10 protein-coding genes and 1 pseudogene are annotated in these 12,101 nt (G+C 71.6%); 5 read left to right on the top strand and 6 right to left on the bottom strand.

Features of this window, described 5'->3' with window-relative positions; all coding sequences use genetic code 11:
• Positions 1 to 39 precede the first annotated feature (39 nt).
• Positions 40 to 885 carry a class I SAM-dependent methyltransferase gene (locus D581_RS0114675; protein WP_486585833.1) on the top strand — a complete coding sequence of 282 codons (846 nt, stop codon included), beginning with the start codon at positions 40 to 42 and terminating at the stop codon, positions 883 to 885.
• Between the two features lie 23 nt (positions 886 to 908).
• Positions 909 to 1,034 (top strand): annotated as a pseudogene (locus D581_RS1000000140705) (MBL fold metallo-hydrolase); the annotation flags it as partial.
• 10 nt (positions 1,035 to 1,044) lie between these two features.
• Here D581_RS1000000140705 and D581_RS0114665 read toward each other — a convergent pair.
• Entirely contained in the window at positions 1,045 to 1,908 is an 864-nt protein-coding gene (locus D581_RS0114665; protein WP_018957970.1) for a PIG-L family deacetylase, read from the bottom strand.
• A gap of 458 nt (positions 1,909 to 2,366) precedes the next feature.
• Here D581_RS0114665 and D581_RS0114660 point away from each other — a divergent pair, with 458 nt between their 5' ends.
• A complete protein-coding gene (locus D581_RS0114660; RefSeq protein WP_018957969.1) occupies positions 2,367 to 3,581 on the top strand; it encodes a metallophosphoesterase in 1,215 nt (404 codons plus the stop codon).
• Positions 3,582 to 3,593: 12 nt separating this feature from the next.
• Here the strand turns inward: D581_RS0114660 and D581_RS0114655 are convergent, their stop codons facing one another.
• Complete coding sequence (locus tag D581_RS0114655) at positions 3,594 to 4,004, bottom strand: Fur family transcriptional regulator (protein ID WP_026290519.1); 411 nt, start codon at positions 4,002 to 4,004, stop codon at positions 3,594 to 3,596.
• A 378-nt stretch (positions 4,005 to 4,382) separates the two neighbouring features.
• On the opposite strand from D581_RS0114655, the gene katG reads away from it, so the two are divergent.
• Entirely contained in the window at positions 4,383 to 6,638 is a 2,256-nt protein-coding gene (katG, locus tag D581_RS0114650; protein ID WP_018957967.1) for a catalase/peroxidase HPI, read from the top strand.
• A 92-nt stretch (positions 6,639 to 6,730) separates the two neighbouring features.
• Here katG and D581_RS0114645 read toward each other — a convergent pair whose 3' ends face one another.
• The 3 genes from D581_RS0114645 to D581_RS0114635 all read right to left on the bottom strand — a co-directional run bounded on the left by D581_RS0114645 (position 6,731) and on the right by D581_RS0114635 (position 8,838).
• Positions 6,731 to 7,255, bottom strand: a complete 525-nt coding sequence (locus D581_RS0114645; RefSeq protein ID WP_018957966.1) for a hypothetical protein — start codon at positions 7,253 to 7,255, stop codon at positions 6,731 to 6,733.
• A gap of 72 nt (positions 7,256 to 7,327) precedes the next feature.
• Positions 7,328 to 8,227 (bottom strand): hypothetical protein, encoded by a 900-nt coding sequence (locus D581_RS01000000137250; RefSeq protein ID WP_018957965.1) that lies wholly within the window; start codon positions 8,225 to 8,227, stop codon positions 7,328 to 7,330.
• Positions 8,224 to 8,838: an ABC transporter ATP-binding protein gene (locus tag D581_RS0114635; RefSeq protein WP_018957964.1), complete on the bottom strand. Its 615-nt coding sequence runs from the start codon at positions 8,836 to 8,838 to the stop codon at positions 8,224 to 8,226. The genes D581_RS01000000137250 and D581_RS0114635 overlap by 4 nt, the downstream gene beginning before the upstream one ends.
• 283 nt (positions 8,839 to 9,121) lie before the next feature.
• Between D581_RS0114635 and D581_RS0114630 the strand changes: the two genes are divergently transcribed.
• Positions 9,122 to 10,483, top strand: a complete 1,362-nt coding sequence (locus D581_RS0114630; protein ID WP_018957963.1) for a flavin-containing monooxygenase — start codon at positions 9,122 to 9,124, stop codon at positions 10,481 to 10,483.
• A 67-nt stretch (positions 10,484 to 10,550) separates the two neighbouring features.
• Here D581_RS0114630 and D581_RS0114625 read toward each other — a convergent pair whose 3' ends face one another.
• Complete coding sequence (locus D581_RS0114625) at positions 10,551 to 11,900, bottom strand: wax ester/triacylglycerol synthase domain-containing protein (protein WP_018957962.1); 1,350 nt, start codon at positions 11,898 to 11,900, stop codon at positions 10,551 to 10,553.
• Positions 11,901 to 12,101: the final 201 nt, after the last annotated feature.

Here is a 12,101-nt window from a genome sequence, read left to right as displayed (position 1 = left end):
GTGGCGTCTTCGTGGAAAAGCCCCCTAGCTTGTGCACTCGTGACCCGTGATCCGAAGATGCCCCTGAATCCCCCGAATCCCCATGCGCTGGGCCGCGTGTTCAACGAGGTCCCGGAGCTCTACGACCGGGTTCGGCCGGGATACCCCGCCGAACTGTTCGCGGACCTTGTCGCCGTCACCGGCTTGAACGAAGGGTCGTCGGTGCTGGAGGTGGGCTGCGGTACTGGTCAGGCGACGCGTTCGCTCGCAGCGCTCGGATGCTCAGTGACCGCCCTTGAGCCGGGCGCGGACATGGCCGCACTTGCTTGCCGACGGCTCGCCTCCTTCCGCAACGTTGAGGTCGAGAAGTCGACATTCGAGCAGTGGGACGACCGCGGTCGACGCTTCGACGTCCTCGTCGCCGCGTCATCGTGGCACTGGGTCGCCCCGTCGATCGGCTGGCAGCGAGCGCGCGACGTGCTTTCCCCGGGAGGTTGGGCGGCGTTGCTCGGCCACGTCGTCGTCCGCTTGCCCGGGGAGCCGGAGGTGTACGCCGCGACCGCCGATCTGCACGAGCGGTTCTGCCCCGGGCACCCCGGCTGGGGTCATCCACCGCTGGAGGACGAGGTGCGCACCACCGAGGAGGGATGGGGCTTGGCCGACGATCCCGGAGGTTTGTTCGGCCCGTCGATCGTGCGCTGGTATCCAACCGTTCAGTGGTTCGACGGGGGTGGCTTCAGCGATCACCTTCGCTCGTTGTCGCTGTATCGGAGCCTCGACCGGGATACCCGTGAGCCGCTGCTCGACGCCATCGCCGAGCGTATTCGCACGCGCATGGGCGACCGAGCGTCACGCCGCTATCTGAGCTTCCTGCGTGTCGGACGTGTCGGACAGCGTGCCCAGTGAGGCCGGTGGCCCTTCTCCGCACTCCGGTGATGGACCTGAGCGGGTTCGCCGCTCAGGTCCACCGGGAGTCCCCGACGAGCCGGATCGTCGTGCCGGACTACCGCACGACGTACGGCGCGGACCTGCGCGCCGGCACGTCCATGCCATAGGGGTGACGGATCAGCGGAGTCCGGCGAAGAGGTCCTTCTCGGGCAGGGCCGCGCCGGTGGAGTCCTGGACGCGTACGAAGGTCTCCGTGCCCATCAGGTCGCCGAACCTCTCCTTGCCCATCTTGAGGAAGAAGATGTTGTCGCCCTGGCTGGCGTGCGCGGCCAGCGCGTCGAACTTCCGGCCGCTGAACGCGGTGGTGTCCACCCACGTGGTGACCTCGTCGTCGGGGAGGCCGATCTCGGTCATCGCGTCGGCCTCGGCGGGATCCGGCTCCGGCTGCCGCTCCGGCTCCGCGTCCGGCTGCGGCATGTCCTCGTGGAACTCGCGCATGGCCTCCCCGAACCGCCGCAGCATCGAGTGGGGCATCGTCGTCCAGTACACCTTCGGCGTCAGTTCGGTCATCTCCAGCGCCGCCATCGTGATGCGGTGGGCCTGGATGTGGTCGGGGTGGCCGTAGAAGCCGTTCTCGTCGTAGGTGACGACGACATCGGGGCGGTAGTGCCGCATGAGTTCCGCGAGTCGGGCGGCGCCCTTCTCCACCGGGGTCTGCCAGAAGGATCCGGGGGCCTCGTTGCTCGGCCAGCCGATCATTCCGGAGTCGGCGTAGTCCAGCGTCTCCAGGTCACTGACCCCGAGGACCTCACAGCTCGCCTCCAGCTCCCGACGGCGCATCGAGGCGACGGCCGCCGGGTCGTGTCCGGGGTCGCCCGGCTTGACACCCCCCGGCCCGTCACCGCAGCCGCCGTCGGTACACGTCACGAGAACCGTGCGGATGCCTTCCGCCGCGTACCGCGCCAGGACGCCTCCGGTTCCGGTCGCCTCGTCGTCGGGGTGGGCGTGCACGGCCATGAGAGTCAAGGGCCGGTCGGTCATGAAGGGTCCTCCCGCAGAGATACATCGAGATACGTGATATGTCGAGATACATCGTGGTTCGGGTCGGCGGCGGGCGTGCTACCGCGATCCCAGGGCTCGGATCCCGACGGGGCGGATGACCCAGCGGCCCCCGTGTCCCCCGCCGCACGGCGCCGGTCCCTCGAACGGTGCAACCGCGCCGACCGGGCCGGCTGTTCCCGACGGAGCCGACGATTCTCGACGGAGACCGCCCGCAGCCCCCTCAGGGCTCCGGTGCTGCGGGGACAGCGCACAATGAGCTGTCCCGGAGGCTCCGGCAGCCGAGGCCGGAGCGGAAGCGGGCCTTGGGCGGTGGATCATGTCAGGCCGCGTGTCGGGCCGCGGGCTGACACGGCCCGTACGACGACCCCGTTGTGCGGTGGCCGCCGCCCGGCCGCGACACGGCGCGATCCGCCGGACAGAACCTCAGGAGGGGAAGCGTGACCGAGACAAGCGACACCCGATCCGCCGCCAGTGAAGCGCCGGAGGCGCAGCGGGACCGACTGCGGCGTCTGATGCGCTACGTCCCTCTGATCGCCCCCGTCCTCCTGTGGGCCGTGCCGTGCTGGGTCCTTCTGCACACCGGCCAGCGCTGGCCGCTGCCCGTCACCCTGACCGGCACCGCGCTGTTCGTCCTCGGCCTGGCCGGTATGCCGCTCGCGATGGTGCGCGGCCACGGCCGGCGCCAGCGGGACCGGGCGGCGATCGTCGGTGACACACTGCTGGGTGGCATCTGGGTCCTGTTCACCTGGTCCGTACTGCTCGGCGTCCTGCTGCGGCTCGCCCTGACCGTGGCCGGTGTGGGTGACGGGCAGGACCGGGCGCGCATCGTCACCTGGGCCGTCCTCGGCGTCGCCGCCGTGCTGCTCGTCTGGGGGTACGCCGAGGCCCGCCGCGTGCCGCGGGTGCGCCGTCTCGACGTGGAACTCCCGCGCCTGGGAACCGGGTTGGACGGAACCCGGGTCGCCCTGATCACCGACACCCACTACGGTCCGCTCGACCGGGCCCGCTGGTCGGCGCGGGTCTGCGAGACGGTGAACACCCTGGAGGCCGACCTGGTCTGCCACACCGGCGACATCGCGGACGGCACGGCCGAACTCCGTCGTGCCCAGGCCGCTCCGCTGGGCACCGTGCGGGCGACCCGGGCCCGTGTCTATGTCACCGGCAACCACGAGTACTACAGCGAGGCCCAGGGCTGGGTCGACCTGATGGACGAGCTGGGCTGGGAGCCGCTGCGCAATCGCCATCTGCTGCTCGAACGCGGCGGTGACACGCTCGTGGTCGCCGGCGTCGACGACGTCACCGCCGAGTCCTCCGGACTGGCGGGCCACCGCGCCCACCTCGCCGGAGCCCTCCACGGCGCCGACCGCGACCTGCCCGTGCTCCTCCTCGCCCACCAGCCCAAGTTCATCGACCGCGCGGCAGCCCACGGCATCGACCTCCAGCTCTCCGGCCACACCCACGGAGGCCAGATCTGGCCCTTCCACTATCTGGTCCGCCTCGACCAGCCGGCCGTCGCCGGCCTCAGCCGCCACGGCGCCCGCACCCTCCTCTACACCAGCCGCGGCACCGGCTTCTGGGGCCCGCCCTTCCGCGTCTTCGCCCCCAGCGAGATCACCCTGCTCGTGCTCCGATCCCCGCAGCCGGCCGACTGACGCGCCGGGCGGTCAGGAGCAGGCCGGGCACAGACCTCGGTAGGTGATCTCCACCGAGCCGACGGCGAACCCGAACCGCTCGGCCTCGGGCAGGTCGCCGAGGGCGTCCCCGACCGGGTGGACGTCGCGGACCGTGCCGCAGCCGGAGCACACCAGGTGCTGATGGGAGCGGCGTGCGTTCGGGTCGTATCGCTTGGCCCGGCCCACGGTGGAGACCTCCAGCACCTCGCCGAGCGTGACGAGCTCCCCCAGCGTGTTGTAGACGGTCGCGCGGGAGATCTCGGGCAGCCTCGCGGCGGCCCGCTGATGCACCTCGTCGGCCGTCAGGTGCACATGGTCGCCATCGAGGACCTCCGCGACGACACGCCGCTGCGAGGTCAACCGCCAGCCACGGCCCCGTAGCCGTTGAAGGAGGTCGCTCATCTCGTCACCTGCTCCGCTTCGCGGCGGTCGCGCGGCCCCGGACGGATCCACGGATCCGACGACGTCGCGTCCCGGCCACTATCGTTTTAGCGCACTTCTTGACTTGGACGAAGTCCATCGTAGGATCGATCCCGGCGACATCCAAGAGACAGGAAGACTCCGGTACGGCAGCAGAGAAACGCGGTGGGACACCGTCGGTCGACCGCGCGGCGCCGACCGAGCGCCGTCCTCGTCGCACCGCCGGGACCGCCCGGTCCCGTCCGTGAAACGTTCGGGCGGGCGCGGCGAGACCCGGCATACCTCGTGCCCCTTCTGCACGGACCGAATCCTCCTCCCCCGTTCAGCGCCCCACGACCCACCGGGTCCGGAAGGATTGCCATGACCGAGAACCACGAGTCGCATGTCTTTGATCCCGTCACCCCGGATTCGCCCGAGACGGCCGTCCCCGAGGTGCCCGAGGCGCAGGCCGGCGGCTGCCCCGTGGCCCACGGCCGCGCGCCGCACCCCACGCAGGGCGGCGGGAACCGCCAGTGGTGGCCGGACCGCCTCAATCTGAAGATCCTCGCCAAGAACCCCGCCGTGGCGAACCCGCTGGGTGCGGACTTCGACTACGCGTCCGCGTTCCAGGCGCTCGACCTGCCCACGGTGAAGCGGGACATCGCCGAGGTGCTCACCACGTCGCAGGACTGGTGGCCTGCCGACTTCGGCAACTACGGGCCGCTGATGATCCGGATGGCCTGGCACAGCGCCGGCACGTACCGCATCAGCGACGGCCGCGGTGGCGCGGGCGCCGGTCAGCAGCGCTTCGCCCCGCTGAACAGCTGGCCGGACAACGGCAACCTGGACAAGGCCCGCCGTCTGCTGTGGCCGGTCAAGAAGAAGTACGGCCAGGCGCTGTCCTGGGCGGACCTGCTGATCCTCACCGGCAACGTCGCCCTGGAGACCATGGGCCTGAAGACCTTCGGCTTCGCCGGCGGCCGCGAGGACGTCTGGGAGTCGGAGGAGGACGTCTACTGGGGCCCGGAGACCACCTGGCTCGACGACGAGCGGTACACCGGCGACCGTGAGCTGGAGAACCCGCTCGGCGCGGTCCAGATGGGTCTGATCTACGTCAACCCCGAGGGCCCCAACGGCAATCCGGACCCGGTCGCCGCCGCCCGCGACATCCGTGAGACCTTCCGCCGGATGGCGATGAACGACGAGGAGACCGTCGCGCTCATCGCCGGTGGCCACACCTTCGGCAAGACGCACGGCGCGGGCCCCGCGACAAGCGTCGGCGCGGACCCCGAGGGCGCCTCGATGGAGGAGCAGGGCCTGGGCTGGCGCAACTCGTACGGGACGGGCAAGGGCGGGGACGCCATCACCAGTGGTCTTGAGGTGACCTGGACCAGCACTCCGACCACATGGGGCAACGAGTTCTTCCACAACCTCTTCGCCTACGAGTACGAGCTGACCGAGTCCCCGGCCGGTGCGAAGCAGTGGGTCGCCAAGGACGCGGAGGCGACCATCCCGGACGCCCACGACGCGTCGAAGAAGCACAAGCCGCAGATGCTCACCACCGACCTGTCGCTGCGCTTCGACCCTGCCTACGAGCAGGTCTCGCGCCGCTTCTACGAGAACCCGGACGTGTTCGCGGACGCCTTCGCGCGCGCCTGGTACAAGCTGACGCACCGTGACATGGGCCCGATCCAGTGCTACTTGGGCGCCGAGGTGCCTTCCGAGGTGCTGCTGTGGCAGGACCCGCTGCCCGCGCGCACCGCTGAGCCGCTGGACGCCGAGGACATCGCCGCGCTGAAGGAGCAGGTGCTCGCCACGGACCTGACGGTGGCGCAGCTGGTCTCGGCCGCCTGGGCGTCGGCCGCGTCCTTCCGCGGCAGCGACAAGCGCGGCGGCGCCAACGGCGCCCGGGTCCGTCTGGAGCCGCAGCGCGGCTGGGAGGCGAACGACCCGGACGAGCTGGCCCAGGTCCTGCGGGCTCTGGAGGGTATCCAGGAGTCCTTCGGCGCCAAGGGCGGCAAGCGGGTCTCGCTGGCCGACCTGATCGTCCTCGCGGGCAACGCGGCCGTCGAGCAGGCGGCCAAGGACGCCGGCGTCGAGGTGGAGGTGCCGTTCACGGCGGGCCGGGTCGACGCCACGCAGGACCAGACGGACGTCGAGTCCTTCGCCGCCCTGGAGCCCGTGTACGACGGCTTCCGCAACTACGCGGGCAAGGGCAGCCGCCTGCCCGCCGAGTACCTGCTCCTGGACCGGGCCAACCTGCTGACGCTGAGCGCCCCGGAGACCACGGTCCTGGTCGGCGGTCTCCGTGTGCTGGGCGCCAATTCCGGCGGCTCGAAGCACGGCGTCCTCACCGACCGCCCGGGCACGCTGACGAACGACTTCTTCGTGAACCTGCTCGACCTGGGCATCACCTGGAAATCGACGTCGGCGGCGCAGGACGAGTTCGAGGCCCGCGACGCGACCGGCCGGGTCAAGTGGACCGGTACCCGCGCGGACCTGGTCTTCGGCTCCAACTCCGAACTCCGTGCCCTCGCCGAGGTGTACGCGAGCGACGACGCGCGGCAGAAGTTCGTGACGGACTTCGTCGCCGCCTGGAGCAAGGTCATGGACCTCGACCGCTTCGACCTGGTCTGACCGCTCGGTCCGGGCCGCCCCCTCGGCGCGGCCCCGACCCCGCCGACCACGGCGGCCGGGCGAGCCCGTCGGCGCGCCCGGCCGCCGTCCTGCTACCAGCCGGCCTTCACCGCGTTGTAGGCCGTCCGGCAATCGGCGTTGGTGGCATCCGCGGCCAGCTTCTCCATGGAGCTGCTCCAGACCTTCTTGGCCACCTTCTCCATGTCACGGGTGGCCGCGGGCACGTTCGGCGCGTGCTTCTTGATCGTCGCCAGCGAGGACCTGGCGAACTTGTTGCACACGGGTCCGGCGGCGTCCCGGTAGCGGGTGTCCAGGTCCGTCGCGACGGCCTGGCCGTTCTGGGTCGCCCAGGTGTTCCAGGCCGCGCACGCAGCTTCCGTGAACACGGCCTGGTCGGCCTCGCTCAGTCCCAGCACCTCGCCCAGCATCGCGTCCTTGGCCTTGTCGGGAACCGTGAAGTCCACGACGGGGAACTTGTCGAGGGTTTCGAGCAGCGCCTCCTGACACGCGGGAGGCAGCGGGGCCGCGGCGAGGGCGGTGGAGGGGGCGGCCAGCGCGGAGACGGACAGGAGTGCCGCGGTGAGGACGGTGCGCTGGACGGTACGTGAAAGAGGCATGGGGCAGTGCTCCTCGTACGGAAGGGAGTGGCGGTCCGGGCGCCGCATCAGCGCCCGACGGCTACAGAACGATCACCGCCCGCGCAGGTCACGGGCCTTTCGGTGGGGCGCACGGTGGCACACAGGGTCGTCGGCCGTCCGTGCGACGAGGGGGCCGTCCGCCGTCCGGAGGCCACGGCCGCGAGGGGACGGAACCCGTCTCCCCCGTCCCGGTGAAAGCGCGTTCCGGGTCCGCCGGCGGAAGACCAGGAAGCCGGCCGTCGCGGCGCCGACGAGCCAGAGGCACTGGATCACGAGCCCCCGGACGGCCGACGCGTCGGAGAAGGCCGCGGCCATGCTCGCCTGCACGGCTCCGTACGTCGGGAGGAAGCGCACGACGGCGCTGTCGGACCCGGAGCTGGAGAGGGGATTCTGCAGGGCGACGTCGAGGATGCTGATCATCAGGATGGCGAACATGCCCTCGACCTCCCGGCGGAGCACCGATCCGAAGACCACGCCCAGCGCGCCGTAGGTCAGGGCCGCGCAGAACAGGGCGGCGGCGAGGAGGAGGGGCTGTCGCGGCGGCCAGGCGAATCCGACGACGACCGTGGCGTACGCGGCGACGGCGACACAGACCAGCGTGAGCGCGGACAGCTTCGCGAGGACGAGGTGGTAGCGGGGGTAGCCCGCCATCGCCAGGCGGCGGTCGAAAGCGCCTCCCGTGAAGGTGGCCGCGAACATCATGAACCCGGCGATCAGGGTGACCGCGTTCAGCGCACCGGTGATCTGGGTGAGGTGGTTGCCGGGCGGGGACAGGATCTCGCCGGTGGCCCGGAGCCGGAACGGGGCCGGCTGATCGGGAATGGTCACGTAGGCGAGGGCGATCCACACGGGGATGTACACGACCACCAGCAGCATCGCGAACCGGTTGCGGGCGTGCCCGGTCAACGCGTACCTGGACGCCGTGGCGAACAGGAACCAGTGCCGCCTCATGCCGCCGCCCCCGCAGGCCGCTCCTGGCGGTGGAGGCGCCCGTTCTCCAGGCGCCAGAGCACATCCAGCCGGTCGATGTCGTACGCCAGGTGCGAGACGACCAGTACCGAACGCCCGGCGTCGCGCAACCTCGTCGCCAGCTCCCAGAAGCGCAGGTACGTCTCCCAGTCGAAGCCCTGGTAGGGCTCGTCCAGCAGGAGCACGTCCGGGTCGTGCATGAGCGCCAGGGTCAGGTTCAGTTTCTGCCGCGAGCCACCGCTGAGCAGGCCCGCACGCCGGTCGAGGTACTCGGTGAAGGCCAGGGTCTCCATCACCTCCTCGGCCCGCCGCAGGCCGGCGAGGCCGAACGCGGCCTTGAAGAGGTCGAGATGCTGGCGGACGGTGAAGGAGTCGTCCAGCACCACGGACTGCGGGCAGTAGCCGAACCGGCCGTGGTGCCGCACCGAGCCGCGGTCCGGCCCCAGCTCACCGGAGAGAATCTTCAGCAGCGTCGTCTTGCCCGCGCCGTTCTCCCCGACGATCCCGGCGAGGGTGCCGGGCCGTAGCCGGAGGTCGACTCCCCGGAGAACGGCGTACTGCCGGTAGGAGTGGTGCACATCGTGGACGTCCATCGTCTCGCTCCGTCGACCAGGTCTTTCCCGTACTCGCGGAACCGGTCCGCTCGTGCCCAACGAGCCGGCCACACGGCGGAAACGGCGCCGGAGAAGCGTCCGTTCGCCCGGCGTCAACCCGGTGCACGACCCGTCACGCGTGCGACGGGACCTCTGCGGAAACCGCTCCCGGCGCGCGGCGCCGGCCCATAGCGTGACCGGGCTCGGAACGCCCGCGTCGGGCGCCTGGAGCCGTCGTCACGTACCCAAGGGGAAAGGCCGGTCGGCCATGCGGAGAACGTGCGTGATCGGAGCGGGCCCGTCCGGCCTGGCGGCGAGCAAGGTCCTTGCCTCGCGTGGCCTTCCGTTCGACTGCTTCGAGGCGGGTTCGGGCATCGGCGGACTCTGGCGCTACGGCAACGACAACGGTATGTCGGGGGTGTACGCGTCGCTGCACGCGAACATCTCCAAGGAGAGCATGTCGTTCTCCTCGCTGGCGATGCCGGAGACCTACCCGGTCTTCCCGCACCACAGCAAGGTCCTCGCCTACCTGGAGCAGTACGCCGCAGCGTTCGGTCTGCACCGGCACATCGCGTTCGGCACGGAGGTCACCTCCGTACGGCCCCTGGAGGACGGCGGCTGGGAGGTCGTCCGCCGGCGCCGGGGCGGGACGGAGGCGCGGACACAGCGCTACACCGAGGTGGTGGTGGCGAACGGGCACCACTGGGACCCGCGGTTGCCGGACCCCGCCGTACCGGGGGCCGAGGAGTTCGAGGGTCCCGCTCTCCACTCGCACGACTACCGCACCCCCGAGCCGTACGCGGGCCTGCGGGTGCTCGTGATCGGCATGGGCAACTCCGCGTGCGAGATCGCGGCGGAGGTCTCCCGTACGGCGGCGCGGACGTTCCTCTCCGCGCGCGACCCGGCGCACGTGTTCCCCAAGATGCTGCTCGGCCGGCCGGCCGACCACTTGGCGGGGAGCCCGCTGGCCGGCCTGCCGCGGTTCCTCAAGGAGCCGGCGATGGCGCTTCTCCTGCGGCTGACCCGTGGCGCCCCCGCTCGTTACGGGCTTCCCGAACCGGCCCGTGGGCCCCTCGCCGCCCACCCGTCCACTTCGGACGAACTCCTCGTCCAGCTGGCCCGGGGCGCGGTCACCCCCAAGCCCGGCGTCAGCTCCTTCGGCCGGGACACGGCGTTCTTCGCGGACGGCAGCCGCGAGAGCGTGGACGCCGTGGTGTACGCCACCGGGTACGCCATCTCCTTCCCCTTTCTGGCCCCCTCCGTCTTCGCCGCCCCGGGCGGTCGCACGGAGCTCTATCTGCGCACGGTGCCGCCCCGTCTCCCCGGGCTCTACTTCATGGGACTCGCCCAACCCGCCGGGGCCGCTTTCCCGTTGCTCGAACCGCAGGCCGAATGGGTCGCCGACCTGATCGAGGGAGCGGTGCGGCTGCCGGCGCCGGCGGAGATGACCCGGGCGATCGCCCGCGCGCGCCGACAGCACGACAAGGCCTACGCGCCCACCTACCGTCACGGGATCGAGATCGACATCCGCTCCTACCGGCGAGCCCTCCGGCGGGAACTCCGGGCAGGCAGGCGCCGGGCCCGCGGTGTGCTCCCGCCCCGGCCCGGGGCGAGCACTCCCGCGCCCGTGTCCGACGCCGTGTGATCCGCCCGACGCCGTGTGACCCGCCGGCCCGCAGCGTCGGTCCGGTACGGGAGAGCTCCCGCCCGGCTCACACGGGCGTCGAGCTCTCCGCCAGCTCGCCCACGGCCTGCTCCCACAGCTCCGGCAGCAGTTCCCCCAGCGGGAGGGCGCGGTCGGCGACGAAGGACACCTCCGCCCAGTCGCCGAAGAACGACAGCCCCACGGCGAAGAGATGACCCGGCACGAGCAGGGGCAGCAGGGCGGTCCCCGTCACCTGCGTCTCCCCCAGGCTCCCCTTGTCGGCGAGCGGCATGGAGGTGGCCATGATGTTGGTGACGCGTGGCGAGAGCATCCTGCGCAGGTACCACGCGGTGGGGCCGTCCGGCATGAAGCGCACCAGGTCCTGAATGGCCTGCCGCCAGGTCTCGCCCCGCAGCTTCCGGGTCGTCGCCATGACCTGATCCAGTCGGCGCAGGGGCTCCTCACCGTCCCGGGAACCGTCCGGGTGTTCCAAAACGGTCCGCACGGGCAGTTCGAGCGGCAGGGCGAAGCAGCGGTTTCCCCACGTCTGTTCCTCGTCGGCGCGTCGTGCGTCGACGGGCAGTACGGCCGTCACCCGGGGAAGCGGAACCCCGGCACGGGCCGACCAGACCGACAACGCCCCGGAGAGCGCCGCCAGATGTACGTCGTGGGCCGAGCCGCCCCGCCCGGCGCCGACCCGGCGGAGGGTGTCGACCGGAGCCCGGCCACGCCACAGCCGCCGCTCCCCGGAGGGTACGAAGGCCGCGTCCGGGCGGTGACCGCGAACGGCCAGGGAGCCGGCCACGAACCTCGTGGCCAGCCCGACGGCCGCGCCGACCCGACGGGGCACCCCGGACGGACGGTTCCGGCCCGGTACCGGGCGCGCCGACGGCTCCCCCTCACCCAGCATGGCCCGGAAGGTCATGGCGGCGGCCGAACCGTCCTGGCAGGCGTGGTGGAAGCGGTAGCAGACGGCGTACGCGTCGGGGTCGTGACCGTGGACCAGCCAGACCCCCCAGTAGCAGCCGGGGGCGAACGGGGCGTTGAGCGCGGTGTGCAGGGCGGAGTCCCGGGCGCCGGGTCCGTCGGCGACCACCTCGTGCACATGCCGGTCGACGGCGAAGTCCGCGTCCGGCTGCCACCGGGACCGCCGGCCTCCCGCCACCCGGCTGGTGAGCAGGGGCAGTTCGCCGAGGCGGTATCCCACGTACGCGCGAAGGTCCGCCAGGGCCGGGGGCGGACCACTGAGATACGCGACGCCGCCCGCGTCCCAGCGGACGTCGGGCCGCCGGCGCTCCAGCTTGAGGAACGCGCGGTCGACGGCGTGGGTGGAGTGGCGGGGCGAGGGGATCGGCCGATCGGGCCGGGCGGAGCGATCGGACGGGGCCGGCAGGGTGGGCTGCTCGGGGGCAGACATAGGACTTTGGGCTCCAATTCGAGCTGGGGGCGATCGCGTTGCTGACAGGAGGGACGGAGAAGCGGGGGAAGGCAGGGCGGAGAGGTGGGGCGGAGAGGTGGGGCGGAAAGACGGAGGCACGGAGAGGCGTTGGGGCAGTGAGACGGAGGCGCGAAGAGGCAGTGAGGCAGTGAGGCGGTGAGGCGGAGGGACGCGAGCGGG

It is taken from the genome of Streptomyces sp. CNB091 (assembly GCF_000377965.1).
The sequence above is the reverse complement of the archived record's forward strand: the minus strand, read 5'-3'. Positions and strand labels throughout refer to the sequence as shown.

Excerpts from the sequence above, each read along its gene's own strand:
- D581_RS0114665 (WP_018957970.1), bottom strand. The coding sequence starts at position 1,908 with ATGACCGACCGGCCCTTGACTCTCATGGCCGTGCACGCCCACCCCGAC.
- D581_RS0114655 (WP_026290519.1), bottom strand. The coding sequence starts at position 4,004 with ATGAGCGACCTCCTTCAACGGCTACGGGGCCGTGGCTGGCGGTTGACC.
- katG (WP_018957967.1), top strand. The coding sequence starts at position 4,383 with ATGACCGAGAACCACGAGTCGCATGTCTTTGATCCCGTCACCCCGGAT.
- D581_RS0114645 (WP_018957966.1), bottom strand. The coding sequence starts at position 7,255 with ATGCCTCTTTCACGTACCGTCCAGCGCACCGTCCTCACCGCGGCACTC.
- D581_RS01000000137250 (WP_018957965.1), bottom strand. The coding sequence starts at position 8,227 with ATGAGGCGGCACTGGTTCCTGTTCGCCACGGCGTCCAGGTACGCGTTG.
- D581_RS0114635 (WP_018957964.1), bottom strand. The coding sequence starts at position 8,838 with ATGGACGTCCACGATGTGCACCACTCCTACCGGCAGTACGCCGTTCTC.
- D581_RS0114625 (WP_018957962.1), bottom strand. The coding sequence starts at position 11,900 with ATGTCTGCCCCCGAGCAGCCCACCCTGCCGGCCCCGTCCGATCGCTCC.